This window comes from Cupriavidus sp. USMAA2-4 (genome assembly GCF_001854305.1).
Lineage (GTDB): Bacteria > Pseudomonadota > Gammaproteobacteria > Burkholderiales > Burkholderiaceae > Cupriavidus > Cupriavidus malaysiensis.
Map to the genome: position 1 here is coordinate 1,546,735 of NZ_CP017749.1, position 17,554 is coordinate 1,564,288.

Annotated in this window: 17 protein-coding genes; 10 read left to right on the forward strand and 7 right to left on the reverse strand. The window is 63.9% G+C overall.

The features are described from left to right. The first annotated feature begins 149 nt into the window (after window positions 1-149). Both BKK79_RS26970 and murI read left to right on the forward strand, forming a co-directional pair. Complete coding sequence (locus tag BKK79_RS26970) at window positions 150-1,067, forward strand: LysR substrate-binding domain-containing protein (protein WP_071039315.1); 918 nt, start codon at window positions 150-152, stop codon at window positions 1,065-1,067. A 674-nt stretch (window positions 1,068-1,741) separates the two neighbouring features. Continuing rightward, complete coding sequence (murI, locus tag BKK79_RS39320) at window positions 1,742-2,584, forward strand: glutamate racemase (RefSeq protein ID WP_084085195.1); 843 nt, start codon at window positions 1,742-1,744, stop codon at window positions 2,582-2,584. Between the two features lie 72 nt (window positions 2,585-2,656). Here murI and BKK79_RS26980 read toward each other — a convergent pair whose 3' ends face one another. Continuing rightward, the gene (locus BKK79_RS26980) at window positions 2,657-3,241 is read right to left on the reverse strand and encodes a hypothetical protein (RefSeq protein ID WP_071039317.1); all 585 of its coding nucleotides are present in this window, start codon (window positions 3,239-3,241) and stop codon (window positions 2,657-2,659) included. A gap of 213 nt (window positions 3,242-3,454) precedes the next feature. Next, complete coding sequence (locus BKK79_RS26985; RefSeq protein ID WP_084085197.1) at window positions 3,455-4,438, reverse strand: helix-turn-helix transcriptional regulator; 984 nt, start codon at window positions 4,436-4,438, stop codon at window positions 3,455-3,457. 131 nt (window positions 4,439-4,569) lie between these two features. Here BKK79_RS26985 and BKK79_RS26990 point away from each other — a divergent pair, with 131 nt between their 5' ends. From BKK79_RS26990 to BKK79_RS41230, 7 genes are all read left to right on the forward strand, one after another. Then, window positions 4,570-5,283: a fumarylacetoacetate hydrolase family protein gene (locus BKK79_RS26990; RefSeq protein ID WP_071039318.1), complete on the forward strand. Its 714-nt coding sequence runs from the start codon at window positions 4,570-4,572 to the stop codon at window positions 5,281-5,283. 34 nt (window positions 5,284-5,317) lie between these two features. After that, complete coding sequence (locus tag BKK79_RS26995; protein ID WP_071039319.1) at window positions 5,318-6,196, forward strand: polysaccharide deacetylase family protein; 879 nt, start codon at window positions 5,318-5,320, stop codon at window positions 6,194-6,196. 77 nt (window positions 6,197-6,273) lie between these two features. After that, window positions 6,274-7,524, forward strand: a complete 1,251-nt coding sequence (locus BKK79_RS27000; RefSeq protein ID WP_071017082.1) for an MFS transporter — start codon at window positions 6,274-6,276, stop codon at window positions 7,522-7,524. Then, the gene (locus BKK79_RS27005) at window positions 7,521-8,276 is read left to right on the forward strand and encodes a sulfite exporter TauE/SafE family protein (RefSeq protein ID WP_071017081.1); all 756 of its coding nucleotides are present in this window, start codon (window positions 7,521-7,523) and stop codon (window positions 8,274-8,276) included. The genes BKK79_RS27000 and BKK79_RS27005 overlap by 4 nt, the downstream gene beginning before the upstream one ends. 44 nt (window positions 8,277-8,320) lie before the next feature. Then, the gene (locus tag BKK79_RS27010; protein WP_071039320.1) at window positions 8,321-9,775 is read left to right on the forward strand and encodes an amidohydrolase family protein; all 1,455 of its coding nucleotides are present in this window, start codon (window positions 8,321-8,323) and stop codon (window positions 9,773-9,775) included. Between the two features lie 509 nt (window positions 9,776-10,284). Further along, entirely contained in the window at window positions 10,285-10,947 is a 663-nt protein-coding gene (locus tag BKK79_RS27015) for a dihydrofolate reductase family protein (RefSeq protein WP_071039321.1), read from the forward strand. 34 nt (window positions 10,948-10,981) lie between these two features. Then, window positions 10,982-11,134: a hypothetical protein gene (locus tag BKK79_RS41230; RefSeq protein WP_198173404.1), complete on the forward strand. Its 153-nt coding sequence runs from the start codon at window positions 10,982-10,984 to the stop codon at window positions 11,132-11,134. 60 nt (window positions 11,135-11,194) lie between these two features. On the opposite strand, the gene BKK79_RS40580 is transcribed toward BKK79_RS41230, so the two are convergent. Further along, a complete protein-coding gene (locus tag BKK79_RS40580; protein WP_157128524.1) occupies window positions 11,195-11,980 on the reverse strand; it encodes a hypothetical protein in 786 nt (261 codons plus the stop codon). Window positions 11,981-12,612: 632 nt separating this feature from the next. Between BKK79_RS40580 and BKK79_RS27020 the strand changes: the two genes are divergently transcribed. Further along, the gene (locus tag BKK79_RS27020; RefSeq protein ID WP_071039322.1) at window positions 12,613-12,930 is read left to right on the forward strand and encodes a hypothetical protein; all 318 of its coding nucleotides are present in this window, start codon (window positions 12,613-12,615) and stop codon (window positions 12,928-12,930) included. Window positions 12,931-13,175: 245 nt separating this feature from the next. On the opposite strand, the gene BKK79_RS27025 is transcribed toward BKK79_RS27020, so the two are convergent. The 4 genes from BKK79_RS27025 to BKK79_RS27040 are packed head-to-tail and all read right to left on the reverse strand — an operon-like array spanning window position 13,176 to window position 17,519. Further along, window positions 13,176-14,369 (reverse strand): ABC transporter permease, encoded by a 1,194-nt coding sequence (locus tag BKK79_RS27025; protein ID WP_157128525.1) that lies wholly within the window; start codon window positions 14,367-14,369, stop codon window positions 13,176-13,178. Further along, window positions 14,366-15,853 carry an efflux transporter outer membrane subunit gene (locus BKK79_RS27030; RefSeq protein ID WP_071039323.1) on the reverse strand — a complete coding sequence of 496 codons (1,488 nt, stop codon included), beginning with the start codon at window positions 15,851-15,853 and terminating at the stop codon, window positions 14,366-14,368. The genes BKK79_RS27025 and BKK79_RS27030 overlap by 4 nt, the downstream gene beginning before the upstream one ends. Then, window positions 15,850-16,770, reverse strand: coding sequence for an efflux RND transporter periplasmic adaptor subunit (locus BKK79_RS27035; protein ID WP_071039324.1), 921 nt, complete (start codon window positions 16,768-16,770; stop codon window positions 15,850-15,852). Before BKK79_RS27035 ends, BKK79_RS27030 begins: the two co-directional genes overlap by 4 nt. Next, window positions 16,767-17,519 (reverse strand): ABC transporter ATP-binding protein, encoded by a 753-nt coding sequence (locus BKK79_RS27040; RefSeq protein ID WP_198173405.1) that lies wholly within the window; start codon window positions 17,517-17,519, stop codon window positions 16,767-16,769. Before BKK79_RS27040 ends, BKK79_RS27035 begins: the two co-directional genes overlap by 4 nt. Window positions 17,520-17,554 lie beyond the last annotated feature (35 nt).

Consider the following 17,554-nt stretch of genomic DNA (forward strand, 5'->3'; position numbering starts at 1 on the left):
GACGGAAGCGCATCGATCTGCCATGATCGATGTTCATTGCAGTGATGTAAGGCTAGCCTTATATTTCACGCATTGAAATCGAGAAAACGTCATCCTTCAGTGATGTTTGCTCAAGCTGGCCGTAAGCCCATCCGATTGGCGAGACCTCAATGCGACGCAAGATTCCAAGCAATTCCGCGCTCCTGGCTTTCGAGGCGGCGGCTCGACATGGCAGCTTCGCCCGCGCTGCCGAGGAGTTGGCGCGCACCGAGGGCGCCATCAGCCGTCAGATCGGTCGCTTGGAGGAGTTCTTGGGCGTCGCATTGTTCGAGCGCGTTGGCAATCGGGTACGGCTTGCGCCTAACGGCACGCGATACGCGGCGCAGGTTCGCGAGACCCTGGATCGGCTGGAGCGGGACTCCCTGTATCTGATGGGGCAGCCCAGCGAGGGCGCAAGCATTGATATCGCCGCAGTTCCGACCTTCGCCACGCGTTGGCTTATCCCGCGGCTGAAACGTTTCCAGGCGGCGCATCCGAACATCACCGTGCATATCGCCGAACGTCTGGAACCCTTCCTGCTTGCCGGCAGCGGTTTCGACGCGGCCATTCATTTCGAGCATCCGGCATGGGCGGGCATGCATCGCCATCACCTGCTGGAGGAGGTGCTCGTGCCCGTCTGCAGCCCGGCGTTCCTCGCAGACGCGGGCGCGGACACGTCGCTCGACGCGCTGCCAAGGCTTCACCGGCGACAGAATCCTGACGCCTGGCAGGTCTATGCACAGGAGTCAGGGATCGTGCTCGCCAATCCGGCGGTTGGCGCGCGCTACGATCTCCATTCCATGCTGATCGAGGCGGCCCTGGCCGGCCTGGGGGTCGCATTGGTGCCGCGTCTTTACATCGGGGCGGAGCTGGAACAAGGCCGTTTGGTCGCGCCCTGGCCAGACGGCAAAGCGATCACCAAGAACTTCTGCCTCGTTCTTCCCGAGCCGATCGAATTGTGCGAGATGCCCTTGCAGGCTTTCGCGAAGTGGCTTCTTGAAGAAGCCCAGGGCATGGCACCTCAAAGCGGTGCCTGTCGCTCGTCATAGGGCGCGCCTATCCAGAGTTTCTCTCGCCAGGCGGTTGTTTCGCGTCAAACCGATCAGCGTTTTCGACACGTCGACGAACGGTCGTTGTGTCCTGGAAGCTGCCGCAATGCTGTGCTGGGGCGACGGGCCGCTTCGAGTCGGTGAAGCACGGTCGCGGTTCTGCAACGAGCCGCAGGCCGGAATCGGCCGTCAGCGGTCCATCGACATGGCAGCGTGATTCGTTGACAATCTACGACCAGTCATCGCCGCGGCATGATGACAGTACAGCCTCTCGACGGGTTTCATCCAAAGGATCATCCCTGCAATGAAGATGATGGGCGCACTCCTATATTTGTTGGGGATATCCAGCGGCCTGACAGCGTTGAGCGTGGCGTTTGGCCTATGGGTGGACAAACCTGTCAGTCCACCATGTCCGGTAACCAGCCGTGATGGGGTACTGAGGCGGCTTGCGAAGGTGGTCGCATTGATCGAAGCCGAATTGCGGCAGGTCTTCGAGAGGCTTTGGGCGCGTCACTGAACGAAACGTCATCACATCGACCTTGCCCTATGCGAAGCCGGGGCCATGCACTCCGCATCTGCGCAACTCCCGTCGATCCCGCTGCATCCGCATCGATTGGGTTTAAGCGCCATTAACACCGAACAAGTAATTATGCTTTCCCGACGGAGCTTTTTTAATGATCGGAGTATTTGATTCTGGTAGTGGTGGATTGACGGTCCTCAAAGCACTTCGGGAGACCTTTCCTGACGAGCATTTCGTCTACTTTGGTGACCACGGCAGCGCACCTTATGGGAATCGAGATGCCGATACGATCTATGCACTCACAGTATCATCGTTGGAGCGACTTTTTGAATTGGGTTGTTCTTTGATCGTTGTCGCATGTAACACGGCGGCAGCGACTGGTCTCCGTCGTCTTCAGCAAACGTGGCTTCCAGATCGCTACCCGGACAAACGAGTGATTGGTGTTGTCGTCCCAATGATAGAGGCGATGACGGGCGTCCCTTGGTCAGCTGGATCCGATCACAGTTCACAAACGCACGCAACGAAGACCGTCGCCGTCTTTGCTACACGCTATACCGTGGAAAGTCGGGTATTTGTCGAAGAAACCGCGAAGCGAGCGCCTAACGTCAATCTTGTGCAGCAAGCGTGCCCAAGTCTAGTTCGCCTCATCGAGGCAGATGCCCCGGTAGAGGATCTCAGGCGCGCCGTCAGACGCTATGTGACATTGTTGATGCGACGCCTGGGTGAGAAACGCCTGGACGCGGTATTGCTCGGATGCACCCACTATCCATTGGTTGAGGACTTGTTTGCAGAGGTTCTGCCACACGATGTCGAGATTCTTTCTCAACCCAAAGTGACAGCCAGCAGCCTGGCAGATTACCTGGCACGACATCCAGAATTCGTGCGTGCTCGACAGTCAAGTGTCACGTTCTACACGTCGACTGAGCCCGAACCCATAACCAAGCTGGCGAAGCGATTCTTGAGCGATTCGAGCGTGCAATTCCAGGCCTTGCCATGACATAGATAGCGCGCCTTCGCCCGGCCCGGTCGAGTCGGCCAAGACCGGCCAAGACCGGCCAAGGCAAAAGCTTCACCGACCTGCGGCTGGGTCGACTGTCGTGTTGGATCCTGTGCGGGCAATTTCGAATGCATCTTCCGGCTCGTGTCCCTCGACTAGTAGCAGGTCAATCGCATCCCGGAAATCCACAATGTTGGCGGGCAGCTCGTCCTTGTGCGCGGTGTAATAGGCATAGCGGAGTTTTCCTGCCTCTTCTGGCTTGCGCTTGACCAGAGGCGTAACGAGCTTTCTCTGCGTCACGATGTACGTCGCGAATTCGGGCGATTTGCTGCGCCAGTCAAAATCGAAGGCTTCCTGCTGGACCTCGGTGGCGATGTGCCGCTTATCGTATCGGCCACCGGGTTCTTCCGTTTGTCCATTCACCACGAGGCCGGCCAGGTCCGGCAAGCCGAGCGTTTCGCAGAAGTACTTGACCACATCGAGCCGCCTGCCCGTCGAGACGGGTATGGCGTTCTGTACCTCGATCAGCGAAGGGTGGAGGGCCTGAGCCCGTCCGACGAGGTTCTTGTACGTGATGGTCTGGCGCGTGATGGCGCAGTCGACGAGGATGGGGAAATAGACCTCGGCGAGAACGATATCTGTCTGGGTGAATGTCATTGCGTCCGGCTATGGCATTGTTGAGATGCATGGGTCGCATGCAAGCAGTGCCAACGACGGCTTGCGAAGCGTGATGGTTGCCGGTCTTTCATGCCGATAACGATAAGCGGAAATTCCGGCATCTGGTTATCGGCAGGCTGAGGGAGGAGCTTAAGGTGTGTCCGCGGGACGCTGCACCGATCCGGAGGCGGCCCGGCATTCGCCAGCCGGGGGCTACTCAACCCAGGTGCGCGCGCCGACGTTCTGGAATTGGCGTCGAAATGCCAATGGCGTCGACCCTACGATCTGCCGAAAGCGCCTGGCAAAGTTATTCGGCTCGCCGAATCCCGTGCTTTGCCCGATTTCCGCGGCGGAGGCGGATGTGAAAACCAGCAAGCTCTTCGCCCGCTCAATCCGTCTTTCCGTCACCAGTTCCAGAAAGGTCTTCCCGGTTTCATTCTTCAGCAGGTGGGCCAGATGGGTTGCGGACACATGGCTGACCTGGGCTGCATCGCCCAGTGTCAGCTCCCCGGCGAGGTTGTCGGTGATATAGCGCATGCAGCGAAGCACGGATTGCTTGTACGGCTGCAGATGCCGTCCGTTGGCCTCGCAACCGCGAATCTTGTCGCCATGGCGTCGCCATACCATGCCGATCAGGTTCAGCAGGTGGCTGCGGATCAGCAGGCTGCTGGCCGTGTCGTCACTCGACGATTGCTGCGCCTCTTGTACCATGCGCTCGCAAAGCTCCTGCAGGGACTGCGTGTCCAGCTCATCGAACTGAAAATCCAGGCAATGCTGGAAGCGGAAGGGGGCGAGTTCCGGTGCGTGCGCGAGAGGCACATCCGATAACGCGAAAACGTCAAGATCAAGCGACGGCAGCAAGTACTCCTTGCTGATGTTGATCACGTAGAACTGGCCGTCCGCCTGATTTGGAATGTAGTGAACGACGAATGGCAGCACGAAGCTTACCGTGCCGGGGCGAATGGGTCGCTGCTGGTCCCCGATGTAGTGAGTCGTCTCGCCTCGTATGTTGACGTAGATCTGGAAGTATTCGTGACGGTGCGCTACCGGATTGGGCAGGCAATTGCTCTGGTTGTGGATACCAAAATAGGCGCTCTGCGCCCGGGTGGCCATGGTGTAGTTCCGGATGGCCGCGCGCTTTTCGCCGCTGTGGTGCAGGGGGGGCAGCGGGTCGTTTGAGGGATGCGCCTGGTGCATGGGAAACCGCCGGACAAAGGATCGCAAGGATTGCACATCTTTTCGCAAACCTGTGCATTGAGAGCGAATGACCTCAACTCTAAACTCTAGTCACTCCATCCACCAGAACATCTTACTAAGAGACAATCCCTATGCCTAGTGCCAGTGCAGACAACATCGCGCAGTCGACCGAACTCCCGCGCGTTGCCCCAAGCTTCCTTGATATTGTTGGCAGTGACCAACGCTTCCAGGTGCGGCGCATCTATTGCGTGGGGCGCAATTATCTTGCCCATATCCGGGAGATGGGGGAGGGCGACGAGCGCGACCCGCCATTCTTCTTCCAGAAGCCGGCCGATGCCATTGTCACCGATGGGCGTGTCCCCTATCCCACGTTCACCGACGATTTTCAGTTCGAATTCGAGCTGGTTATCGCCATCGGTAGCGAGGCGGTAAACGTATCGCCCGACACCGCGCTGGACCACGTCTTCGGCTACGCCGCGGGCCTGGATATGACACGGCGGGACCGCCAGCGCGAATGCAATAAGCGCGGCCTGCCGTGGGAGCTGGGTAAGTCATTCGACCATTCGGCCCCGTGCGGCCCCATCCATCCCGCGGCGCAGGTCGGGCATCTCCGTTCTGGGACACTCAGCCTTGCGGTGAACGGGACGGTGCGACAGGACTCCTTGCTCGAAAAGATGATCTGGAACGTCCACGAGATCGTCAGCGAGCTTTCCAGGCAATACCGGCTGCTTCCGGGCGACCTGATCTTCACCGGCACACCGGAAGGCGTCGGCGCGGTGCAGCGCGGTGACAGGCTTACCGGACGCATCGAAGGACTCGCCCCCTTGCAGGTCGAGATTGTCTGAGTCCCCAGCCAACGGAGCACACCAGGAGCACACCATGAAGCCGCTTGAGCGCATTTCGTATTCAGCCATTTCAGAGCGTCCCGCCTTGACGTTGCCGGGCGGCAAGCGCCTGGCTGTCTGGGTGATTGTCAATGTCGAGGAGTGGGATATCAACGAGACCATGCCGCGCACGGTGCTGACGCCTCCCGCCGGTGGCTCTCCGATGCCCGATATCCCGAACTGGGCCTGGCACGAGTACGGCAACCGCGTCGGCTTCTGGCGCATGCTGGACGTCATCGACGAACTGGGGATCGGCGCGACGCTTGCCATCAATGGCTCGGCCATCCAGGCATACGAGCCGATCGCCAGGGCGGCCAAGGCGCGCAACTGGGAGTTCATCGGCCATGGCTTCGGGCAGCGCAATATGCAGAAGGTGCCCGATGAAACGATCGACATCGCGAAGACCACCGAAGCGATCCGTGCCTATACCGGCAAGCGCCCGCGCGGCTGGCTTGGTCCGGGACTCACGGAAACCTGGCACACGCCGGACATCCTGGCAGAGCAAGGCTACGAGTATGTCTGCGACTGGGTGCTCGACGACCAGCCCGTGGAGCTGAAGACGCGCGATGGTGGCCGCATCGTGAACGTTCCCTATACGCAGGAGTGCAATGACGTGGCGATGATGCTGATCCAGCATCACAAGGCCAGCGAGTATCGCGACCGCGCGATCGACCAGTTCGAGCAGCTCTACGCCGATGCGAAGCACTCGGCCCGCGTGATGGCACTGGTCGTGCATCCGTACATCATGGGTGCGCCACACCGCCTGCGCTACTTCCGGGAGGCGCTGGCACACATCCGGGCACGCGAGGACGTCGCCTTCCTGACCGGGGAGCAGATCCTCGATTGGTACAAGGCAGCGCGAATCGACCGATAGCCGCCCGAGTCCGGCCTGAGCCCGGCCTGAGTCCGGGCAATCCAGAACAATCTCGCTTGACGAGAAGGAGACACCAAGTGAATTCCGCGACATCGGCCAATCCGCTGCCCGGTGAGGGGCGCAGCGAAACGCCCGTCACAGCCCTGGAGATTGGCATGTTTCTCGTGCTGCTCGCCTCTTACGCGCTCAATGCGATGGACCGGCAGATCTTTCCGCTGATCGCCGCGGATGTGCGCAGGGAGTTCGGCTTCGGCCTCGCCGACACCGGCCTGCTCTCGACCATTTTCACGCTTGGCATGGCGCTGGCGGGGGTGCCGACGGGATACCTGCTGGCGCGCTGGTCGCGCAAGGCCGTGCTGCAGCTCGGTATCGCGGTCTTTTCGCTGGCCACGCTGCTGACTGCCTATTCGAGCGGCTTCGGCGACATGATCGTGTACCGCGCTGCCACCGGTATCGGCGAGGCGATGCAACTGACCGTGGTGATCGCCATCGCGGCGAGCTATTTCGCGCGCTTCCGCGCGACTGCGGTCGGTGCCATCAACTTCTCCTTCGGTGTCGGCGCCATCGTGGGGCCGCTGCTCGGCGGGCACCTGATCGGCTTCGAGCGCAACTGGCGCTTGCCGCTGATCGTGTTCGGCCTGGCCGGATTTGCCGCGATGGCGTTGATCGCGGTGGCCGTGAGCCAGCGCATGACCGAGAAGGCCGGCACCATCGACACCCGCATCGACACCCGCGGTGCCACGACGATGTGGAACCGGAACACGGTACTGCTGACCGGGATGAGCATCATCGGCGGACTGTGCATCTATGGCTACCTCGGCATGTATCCCACCTATCTGCGTGAGCATCTGCACTACACGCCCGCCGACACCGGCCGGGTCATGAGCATTTTCGGAGGCGGGGTGTTCGCCTCCATCTTCGGCGGCTGGCTCGGCGACCGCTTTCATCCCAAACTGGTGCTGTCGCTGAGCTTCGCGGGGGCCGGCTTGCTCGGCGTCCTCCTGTTCTCGGGGCCGACGGGCATGCTGGTCCAATCGGTGCTGTCCTTTGCCTGGGGGCTGGTGGTGAGTGGCGTGCTGTACGTGAACCTGGCCGGATACCACATCAAGTCCGTGCGCGCCTCGCTGACGAACCGCGCGACCGGTGTCTTCGTGACCACACTCTACGGCGCCGGCGCATTCGCCGGTTACATCATCGGCGGCATCGCGGCACGCTTTGGCTGGAGCGCGGCCGGCTTCCTGCAGATCACCTTGCTATCGGTGGTCGGGATCGCTCTCGCCATGTCTCTGCGGACCGATCGCATGTCTCTGCGCGTGCGCCAGCCATGACGCCGGCGGATTGGGTATTGCTCGGAGGCGCCGCGACCCTGGCCGGCACGCTGAATGCCGTGGCAGGCGGCGGCAGCTTCCTGACGCTGCCGGCCTTGGCGATGGTCGGCGTGCCGCTGGTATCTGCCAATGCCACGGGGACTGCCGCGCTCCTGCCCGGCTACGTGGCGGGTGCCTGGGCCCTGCGCAAGGAACTGTCCGGGCCGATGTCGCCCTCGCTGCTTCGCATGGGGGTGTTGTCAGTGCTGGGCGGGGCGGCAGGCGCGGCCTTGCTGTTGTCGACATCGAACAGCGCCTTCGGCCGCATCGTGCCTTGGCTGCTGCTGGCCGCGACCCTTCTCTTTGCCTGCGGGCCAAGGCTCGTGCGCCGAGGGCGCCCCGCGGCGGATGCCCGGCGCGACCGGGGCGCGGACATCGGCATCGTTGCGATCGCGATCTATGGCGGCTATTTCAACGGCGGTCTCGGCATCTTGCTGCTGGCGGCTCTCAGCGCGCTCGGGCATACCGATTTGAGCCGGATGAATGGCATCAAGAACTTCGTCTCCGTGATCCTGACGCTGATGGCCGTCGCCATCTATGCGGCGAGCGGTGCCATCGCCTGGACGCACGCCCTATGGATGGCCGCCGGCGCCACCGCCGGCGGGTATTTCGGCGGCGCGATGGCGCGGCGATTGCCGCCGGCCGTGGTGCGCGGCTTCGTGGTCCTGACGGGGCTGGCCATGACCATTGCCTTCTTTATCAAGTCGCATTGACAACACCGACTCTCCTGTCATCCGCGTCGAACCGGGAAACCAATATGAGAACCACCAGAAGAGCATTCACCAAGGCTGCGGGCGCAATGATCGCCCTGGCAACCACCGGGATACCCTCGCTCGCCGCTCCGGCGCGGGCGGGCACGCCATCGGCGGCGCCTGCGGTCCGTCGCGGCACCTACCTGATCAAGAATGGGATGGTCATCACGGTAGACCGGAACCAGGGCGTCCTGCCACGGGCGGACATCTTGATCCGGAACGGTGTGATCGAACGGATCGGCCGGGGATTGAGTGTGCCAGGTGCGCAGTTGATCGATGCCACCGACATGATCGTGATGCCCGGCTTCGTCAACTCGCACTACCACATGTGGAGCGCGATCGGACGCAGCTTCACCGCGCGCAACGGTGGCTTTTCCTACTACCCCGCCAAGAGCGCCACGTCAGGCCTGTACACGCCCGAGGACTTCTATAACAGCGTACTTCTCGCGTGCGCCGAACTGGTGAACGGCGGGACCACCACCGTGCACAACTGGTCGCACAATACCCGCTCTCCGGCCCACGCAGACGCCGAGCTGCGCGCGCACCAACACTCGCTGCTGCGCGCACGTTACTCATACGGGCACATCGACAAGCTACCGGTCGACGAGGTCAACCGGTACCACGATCTTGCGCGCGTCCGGCGCGAATGGTTCGGTGCCGATTCCCCGTTCGACGGACTGGTTCATCTGGGACTGAACCTGCGCGGCCCGCAGCAAAGTACCGATGCGGTCTTCCACGAGGAAATGAAATTCGTCAAGGCGAGCGGACTTCCCGTAGCCATCCATGCACCGCAGGAGTCCCCCAACAACGTCGATGCCGTCGACTACGAGAGGCGGGGCTACCTCGGCCCGGATTTCATGATCGCGCACTACATCCCCGCGACCACTGAAGACCTGGCGGCGATGGCACGTACGAAGACGCCGCTTTCGTTCGCGACACATTCCGAACTCCGGCTCAGCAGCACGGGCGATGCCCGCGCCGCCCTGTTCGCGATGCGCGCCGCCGGGCTGACCATTTCATTGTCCAGCGACGCGACCTCGATCGCCCCGCCGGATATGTTCGAAATGATGCGTTTCACCTGGAATCTCGGGGTGCCATGGGCCGGCACGCCAAGCGAGCGGGCGTCTGCCATCAGCGTGCAAGAGGTGATCGAAATGGCGACGATCAACGGGGCCGTTGCCATGGGGATCGGCGACATTACCGGATCCATCACCGAGGGCAAGCGCGCGGACATCATCCTGGTGCGGGCCAAGGACCTGAACATCTGGCCGATCGGCAATATCGAAACGGCCATTGTGCAGAGCGGCACCACCAGCAATGTCGACACAGTGCTGGTCGACGGGCGACTGATCAAACGGCACGGACGTCTGCTGGCGTACGACGTGAACCGCATCGTGCGCGGTGCCCAGCGGTCTTCCGCCCGGATCCTGGATTCGGCGGGGGAGATATTGAAGTTCTAGGGGGCTCTGGGCTCCCCGGGGGAGAGGGGTGAGCGGAGCTTCCTGTCCGTGGATTCAACGGGTCGTTTCGAGACACCCACCCCGCCCCGGAAATCGGCGAAGAAGCAAAAAGGTTCATCAAGGAGCTCCGGGGAAAGGCTGCGCGCATCACCCGTCGCAAGCGCCTGTCTTCGCATCGGTGGGGCGCCGGGCAATCCGGTGTTTCGCCGCTTCGCCGCGGCCTTGTTGTTGCGCGGTAAGCCCTTCCTCCGGACGATCAGCCGAGGCACGCGTTTGCCCGACGAGGCATCGGCAATGTCGTGCTGATCAAGCGGTGGCGAACGTCATGTGGCGAATGGCCGTCTCCATCGAGCATTCCACCAACTACAGTAGTATCGAGACGGCTTGTGGAGGGGACTCGCCGGGAAGACAAGAGCCTACGCGCGGCGCAACCTCTCCCTGCTGCAACACGCATGACCGGACGTCGGCGTCCGTCGACTACCTGTCAGGCGTCCAGACGGAGGCAAACGATGGCACGCGTTCGCGTTGACGGCTTCACCATCTCGCTCGACGGCTACGGGGCCGGTCCGGATCAGGACATCGACCATCCGCTTGGCATTGGCGGGACGGAACTGCACCAGTGGCTGGTCCCGACACGCACATTCCAGCGGACCTTGTTCGGCAAGGACGGCGGTACGACCGGGATCGACGATGATTTCGCCGCCCGCGGTTTCCAGGATGTCGGGGCCTGGATTCTCGGAAGAAATATGTTCGGTCCCATTCGTGGGGACTGGCCGGACACAAGCTGGAAAGGCTGGTGGGGAGATTGTCCACCGTATCGCGTGCCGGTCTTCGTCTTGACCCATCATGCTCGTCCTTCCATCGAGATGGAGGGTGGCACGACGTTCCACTTCATCACGGAAGGCATTCGCGCAGCGCTCGACCGCGCACGCGAGGCCGCGGCCGGCATGGACGTGCGGATCGGCGGCGGGCCGGACACGATCCGGCAGTATCTTCGCGAGGGCCTCATTGATGAACTGCACATCGCCATCGCGCCGGTCCTGCTGGGCCGGGGAGAATCGCTGCTCGAAGGGGTCGACTTGCGGGCGCTGGGCTACGGATGCGTTGAGTTCGTGGCATCGGAAAAGGCCACGCATGTCGTGCTGCGGCGCCAGGGGAACACGGGCGCCTGAGTTCTCGCTGCGAGGCGTAGCGGCAACCATCGCAATGCATGCGCCCACCCACGCCACCATCTACAACGATTCCACGCTGGAGAACGAGCTGATCGACGTGGTCGCGACCCACGACGACGCGGCGGTCAGCCCTTCCGGATCAGGTGATGGCGTCATCCGTCGGGTCGGCTGCCGGCGCTGGAGGTGAGCACGCGGACCAGGATCTTCAGGCGTTCCAACGGTGTGACGTCCGGAACGGCTCAGAGGGCTAATGGCCGCCTCCATTGGACATCCCACCGAATCCGCCGCGCGCCATACCTCGACCGCCACCGCCACCGCCACCATGGCCGATACCTGCAACATTGCCACGACTCATCGCCGGACCGCCACCGGGGGATGTAGTCCGACCACGGTCGGGGAGCGCAACCGGACCACCCACGTGGACCACGGCTGAACCGCTACCAGGGACCATGGCCTGACCATGGCCGGCGAACGTCTCCGGACGGCCCGCATGAACCAGGCTCGGACCAGAACCGATTTCCATGGGCCGACTGTTTCGACCGAACATGCCCGGACTGCCGCGACCGGAACCCATGCCGGAACCGCCACCGGGGCGCATTGCCTGACCGCCGCCAGGAACCCTACCCGGCCTGCCACCCGGGTTCATGCCCGGACTGCTGGCGAAGCCCATGCCACGGTCCGGGAATCCGTGATGAAACCGATGATGCCGCGCGCGATGGAAGTCCACAATGAACACGGAATCGAGGAAGGCGGCGGCGCCATAGTAATACCCGGGGTAATAGGGGTATCCGCAGTGGAGGTAATAATAATCGTATCCGTCATATGGGTATCTGCAGTCCGGGTATCCATAATAGGTGTAGGCATCCCCTGGGATGGCGGAATCATACCCGGCGATTTCAGTATTTCCGGGAATCCCGGAATCATATCCGAAGGTATAGATATCGTCGTAGTAGGTCGCAGTTGGAGTTCCGGTGCATCCCGTTATAGAAATCAGCGCCGCAGCAGCCATCGCGACAGTGCGAATCGTGCTCATGGCATACCCCCTGCCATATCAAGTGAATCCCGTCATCAATGTTGCCGATGCGGCACGCGTTGAATTGGCTTCAACCTGCAGTCATGCGGCCGGCATCCAAAGCAATCCGGTAATCAGGCAATCCGGTAATCCGCCTCGGCACCCATTCCACGCTGCTCGACCTGCCATCAAGCGCGAATCCTTGACTCGTAACCGACACTTCCCCAGGGATGCCGGCTGCTGCCGGCAAGAAAGGGTCGCCCAGACCATTTCGCTCGCGCTTGAACTCCTTTCACCACTTGTCAGTGGCTATGAACTTTGTCTTTTGATTAAGTCTAGTCGCAAATCCAGCCGTGCGTTTTTCCCCGGGCATTCTCGTCCTGGTATCGATGCAACCACTTATCTGCGCCGCTATCTGGACGCGAGGATGTCGCGAGCCTTCGCGAGCCCTCGCGAGCCCTCGCAAGCCCTCGCAAGCCCATATCCCGGGCTCGCTTCGGCTGCAGAAGCCCGGCCGCGCCGGAGCGCCCAGCCGGCCGCGCAACTGGCACCACGATGTCGCGTTACAGAAAGTCACCGCTGTGCGGATTTGCTAATACACGGCCGAGCCGTGCTCACCTAAAGTCCCTGCAAGAGACGAAAGGAGAGAAATCATGCGGAAGGCTGCAGCACTCGTGCTTCTGGTCGGCGTTACGGCGCTGGGCTCCAACATGGCTGAGGCGCGGGTGGATGTCGGCATCGGCATCGGCTTGCCGGCGCCAGTATTTGTCGCCCCGCCGCCCGAATACTACGAACCGGCCCCGGTCATCGTCCAACCGGCGCCCGTCGTCGCGGCTCCGGCCTACTACGATGACGCTTGGCAGGCTCGCGCCTGGAGAGAGCGCCAGTGGCGCGAGCAGCGGTGGAGAGAACACGAATGGCGGGAGCGCCAGCGCGAACGGCGTCACTGGCATGACGACGATGACGACTGAACGCCTGCGCCGCCGGGAACCCGCAGGGCAGATCCGCACCTGACAGCCGGGTTCCGGCGCGCCTCCGCCACGCGCGAGCTGCCGCCGGGCATCATTGCGAATCCCGGCCAACCCTCGCGAGCGAGCTGGACGGTCGTGAGCCAGTGGCGAATGGCCGCTAGCGCCGCGCTTGCGCCCCCGGAGCCGTGGCGGTGACCCGGCGGAGCGGTTCTTCCCTTGTCGCCACCGTGCCCGGAATCCGGCACTCAGCGCCCCGAGAAGACCACCATGGGCTGCAGTTTCAACACCGTTCGCGCACTGAGTGCCGCCGCGACGATGCTGACCACGAGCACCATCAGGGCGCCGAACAGCGGCGTGAACCACATGATGCGGAATGGGAAGCCGGCATTGGCCGCGAGGCTGCCGAGCATGCTGCAGAGGCCGATGCCCAGCCCGGTACCGATCAATGCGCACAGTCCCGCCTGCGCGAAGATCATCGAGAGCAACGTCCGAGCCATCGTGCCCATCGCGCTGAGTACGGCGTACTGGCGCAGATTCTCCTGGGTAAACATGTAGAGCATGATGCCGGTCACGCCGAAGCCTACCGACATCGCCAAGGTGAGCATGGCAGCGATGTCGCCGACGTCTTCCGAGTTGGCCAGGATCCAGCGCACGGTACTGGCCTTGAAGTCCGCCGAGGACTGCGCCCGCAGGCCGGTCTGCGCCTCGATGCGTGTCGCCAGTCCCCGGGCCGCGACGCCGTTGGCCGCCCGCACGAGGACGAACGTAAGCTGCCGCCGCTCGGGAGGCAGGATGCGCAAGGCATGGCTCAGCGTGGTGTAGAACAATGGCCGGGGCGGATACCTTGGCAGGCCGTCGGAGCGTCCTGCCACCAGCACACGGCGGTCGTTGACGAGCAGTTCGTCCCCCGCGGCGAGTTCCCGTGTCGGCGCTTGAAGATGGGGGTGGGCGAACGGCCATTGGTCTGCCTTGTCGACAGGGGTCTCCAGTTTGTCGGCCGCGCCGCCGGCATCGACGACCACCGCGTCCGGCGCGCGCAGCGCCATGGGCGAGAGGCCGTCGCGCAGGGGCGGAATGCCGGGCAGTGAGGCATCGTCGACACCGATGACCTGGAAGGGCTGGACCCGTCCGCCCGGCAGGCGCGCCTGAACCGTACCCACGACCAGCGGCACCGCTGACGCCACGCCCTGCACGCTGCGCACGCGGTCCAGTGCCACCCAGGACATATTGGTCGTCTGCTCCACCGCTTCCACCGCCGGCTCCATCACCCAGACGTCGGCCGCGCCGTTCTCGCTGATGAGCGCGAAGCCCTGCGTCATGAAGCCCGTGAAATACGAGGCGGCGAAGGTGACCAGGAACGATGTGAACGTGATGCCGGCAATCAGCCCGGCATACTTGGCCCGATCTCCCAGCAGCATCCTGACGGCAATGTAGATCACCTCGGCTCGCCTCCCTGGTCCAGCGGCCGCGCCGCTCCCGCGCCTTGCGGGTCCGTGTTCCAGCCGCCGCCAAGCGCCTTGTACAAGGCAACCAGGCTGAGCGATACGGCTGTGTCGCTTAACGCCAGATCGCTTTGCGCCTGGAAGAGAGCGCGCTGCGCGTCGAGCACCTCGCGAAAGTCGGCCAGGCCGCCCAGATACCGCCCTTGGGCGAATGCGGCGGCTTGTCCTTCCATGTCGACGGTCCTGGCGAGAGCCGCCCGGCGCGCTTGCTCGTGCCGGTATCCGGCCATCGCGTTCTCCGCATCCTCCATGCCCTGCAGGATCGCGCGGCGGTACGCGATCAGCGCCTGCTGCTGCTGGGCGTCGCGCACCTCGATGGTGGCGACCACCTGTCCCCCCCGCAGGATGGGCCAGGTGATCGACGGGCCGACCGACCACAGCACGCTGGCGCCGGAGAAGAGATTGCCTGCCGCCACACTGGCGAGCCCCACCGTGCCGAGCAGCGTGAACCTGGGATAGAGGTCCGCCTTGGCCATCCCCAGCCGCGCGCCGGCTGCAGCCACTGCGCGTTCAGCACTGCGAATGTCGGGGCGCTGGCGCAGCAGGTCCGAGGGCAGGCCCAGCGGTGGCAGGGCTGGCGGGGCGGCCAGCGGCCGTTCCGTGCGCAACTCGTCCGCCAATGTACCGGGCGGCTCGCCGACCAGCACGTCCAGGCGATGGAGCGCCTTCTTGTACGCCAAATCGAACGCGGGCAACCGGGCGGCCGTGCGTTCGACCTGAGCCTCGGCGCGGGCAGCGTCGAGGTCCGCGGCCAGGCCGCCGGCGCGACGCGCACGGATCAGCGCCAGCGTATCCTGCTGGCTTGCCAGGCTCGCGCGGGCGATACCTCGTTGTGCCTGGATGCCTCGCAGCTCGATGTAGTTTCTCGACACTTCCGCGAGCAGCGAGAGCAGCAGGGCGCCACGGTCATAGGCGGCAGCATCGAGATCGGCCTGCGCCGCCTCGGTGGCCCGGCGCGTGGCGCCGAACAGGTCGAGTTCCCACTTCGCATCGAAGCCGGCCTGGAACAGGTTCTCCGGCTGGCCCGGTGACTCGATCTCGCCATCCCGTTTCACGAGCAGCGGGTTCGGTGCGTTCTCGCTGTCCTGTTCGCGCCGCATGGAGGCCGCGGCGCCGATGGACGGGAGCCGCGCGGCGCCTGCGATCGTGCGCCTGGCACGCGCCTCGCGCAACCGTGCCTGGGCGAGCTGGAGATCCACGTTGGACTGCCGGGCGCGCTCGATCAGGTGGTCGAGCTCCTGGTCGTGGAACGTGGTCCACCAGGCCGCATCGGCCTGCGTGGCCGACACGTGGCTATCGGGCGCCTCGTGCCAGTGTGCCGGCATGCCCGGCGCCGGCGGCGTGGGGACGGCCGTGACCGCGCAGGCGGACAGGGTCGCGCACAACATCGCGGGAAGGCAGCGGCGGTGCCTGGCCATCATGATGCCGGTGCCCCCGGAGACGCCGTCCCGGACGCCTGGATGAACACATCGACCTGCTGGCCGACATAGGTGCCCGGCAGCGAGGCCGGGTCAAAGCTGTAGATGACCTGCAGCACGCGCGCGTCGGTCCGCTCCGTGCTGCGGCCGGTCAGCGTGGTCTTAGGCACGACGTATGGCTCGATTCGTTCGAACCGCAGCGCGGTGTGCAGGCCGGGATTGCCCCGGACGAAGGCCTGCGCCGGCGCATCCGGCCGGACCCGCCCCGCATCGAACTCGTCGATGTCCACGCGCAGATAGAGCCGGGTGTCGTCGCCGAGCACGATCGGGGGCACGGCCGGCGCTGCGTCCTGGGCAAACTCGCCCGGCCGCACATTGACTTGCAGGACCTTTCCCGGCGTCAGTGCGCATACCGTACGGCGCTCGATGTCCAGCCGGATCTGCGCGATCCGGGCCCTGGCCCCGGCGAGCACGGCTGCGCTGATCGCTACGGCCGAGCGGCGGTTGCTCAGCTCCTCTACGCTGATGGCGCGCGGATCCGGCACACTCTCGGCCAGCCTGAGCAGGTCGCTGGCCTGCGCGGCCCTTGCCGCCGCCTCCTTCTCGGTGGCCAGCGCCGGGAGCAACTGCGCTTGCAGATCGCGATCGTCGAGCTTGAAGAGCCGGTCACCCGCCTTCACACGGTCGCCCCATTTGACATAGATGCCGGTAACGATGCCGGGCACGGGCGTACCGACGGCGATGTTGCCACCGTTCGCCTCGATGACGCCGGTCCCCGCCACCTGGGTGGCAAACGGTGCCGTGGCAGGCGGTACTGCCGGACCGTTGGGGGCCGCCGGGCGGCTGTCGACGACGACGGCGATGACCGTGACGATCACCCCCGCCACGGCGAGTATCGGCAGCAGGTGCCTGCGGATCATTGCAACGCTCCCGGTAGCGCCGGGCCATCGACACTGACGATCATGCCGTCGTCCAGGTACGCGATGCGATCGGCAAACTCGAATATGCGGTTGTCGTGCGTGACGACGATGAGGGAGCGCCCGGGTTGCCTTGCTTCACGCTGGAGCAAGGCCATGACGTGGTGCCCGGTTGCGTGGTCGAGATTGCTGGTCGGCTCATCGCAGACGATCAGCCTGGGCTCATGGATCAGCGCGCGGGCGATCGCGACGCGCTGTTGCTGGCCTCCGCTCAACTGTGCGGGCAGCGCATTCGCACGTTCATCCAAGCCGACGGCTGCCAGCATGGCTTCCGCCTTGGCAACGGCCTCCTTGCGCCGCGTACCCCGGATCAACAGCGGCACCGCGACATTCTCGGCGACCGTGAGCGTCGGTAGCAGATTGAATGCCTGGAACACGAACCCGATGGACTCCCCTCGCAAGCGTGCGCGCTCATCCGCGCCGAGCTGCTGGAAATCGTGGTCGAGGACCCGGCATTGCCCGGCATCCCGATCGAGCATGCCGGCAATGATCGACAGCAGCGTGGTCTTGCCGCTGCCGGAAGGGCCGACCAGCATCAGCAGTTCGCCGTAGCGGATATCGAGGTCGATGCCACGCAGGGCTGGCGCCAGGGCATCGCCTGAGCCGAACGCCTTCTTCAGGCCTCGGCAGCGCACCGCGACGTCGGCGTCATCCGACTTCGCCGGACGGGTTTCGTTAGGTTTTGTCGACACAACACATGGGTCAGGCGACCGGCGAACAGCAGGCG

Excerpts from the sequence above, each read along its gene's own strand:
- BKK79_RS26980 (WP_071039317.1), bottom strand. The coding sequence starts at position 3,241 with ATGACATTCACCCAGACAGATATCGTTCTCGCCGAGGTCTATTTCCCC.
- BKK79_RS41230 (WP_198173404.1), top strand. The coding sequence starts at position 10,982 with ATGCATGCGCCCACCCACGCCACCATCTACAACGATTCCACGCTGGAG.
- murI (WP_084085195.1), top strand. The coding sequence starts at position 1,742 with ATGATCGGAGTATTTGATTCTGGTAGTGGTGGATTGACGGTCCTCAAA.
- BKK79_RS26995 (WP_071039319.1), top strand. The coding sequence starts at position 5,318 with ATGAAGCCGCTTGAGCGCATTTCGTATTCAGCCATTTCAGAGCGTCCC.
- BKK79_RS26985 (WP_084085197.1), bottom strand. The coding sequence starts at position 4,438 with ATGCACCAGGCGCATCCCTCAAACGACCCGCTGCCCCCCCTGCACCAC.
- BKK79_RS26970 (WP_071039315.1), top strand. The coding sequence starts at position 150 with ATGCGACGCAAGATTCCAAGCAATTCCGCGCTCCTGGCTTTCGAGGCG.
- BKK79_RS27035 (WP_071039324.1), bottom strand. The coding sequence starts at position 16,770 with ATGATCCGCAGGCACCTGCTGCCGATACTCGCCGTGGCGGGGGTGATC.
- BKK79_RS27030 (WP_071039323.1), bottom strand. The coding sequence starts at position 15,853 with ATGATGGCCAGGCACCGCCGCTGCCTTCCCGCGATGTTGTGCGCGACC.
- BKK79_RS27005 (WP_071017081.1), top strand. The coding sequence starts at position 7,521 with ATGACGCCGGCGGATTGGGTATTGCTCGGAGGCGCCGCGACCCTGGCC.
- BKK79_RS27020 (WP_071039322.1), top strand. The coding sequence starts at position 12,613 with ATGCGGAAGGCTGCAGCACTCGTGCTTCTGGTCGGCGTTACGGCGCTG.
- BKK79_RS40580 (WP_157128524.1), bottom strand. The coding sequence starts at position 11,980 with ATGAGCACGATTCGCACTGTCGCGATGGCTGCTGCGGCGCTGATTTCT.
- BKK79_RS26990 (WP_071039318.1), top strand. The coding sequence starts at position 4,570 with ATGCCTAGTGCCAGTGCAGACAACATCGCGCAGTCGACCGAACTCCCG.
- BKK79_RS27015 (WP_071039321.1), top strand. The coding sequence starts at position 10,285 with ATGGCACGCGTTCGCGTTGACGGCTTCACCATCTCGCTCGACGGCTAC.
- BKK79_RS27010 (WP_071039320.1), top strand. The coding sequence starts at position 8,321 with ATGAGAACCACCAGAAGAGCATTCACCAAGGCTGCGGGCGCAATGATC.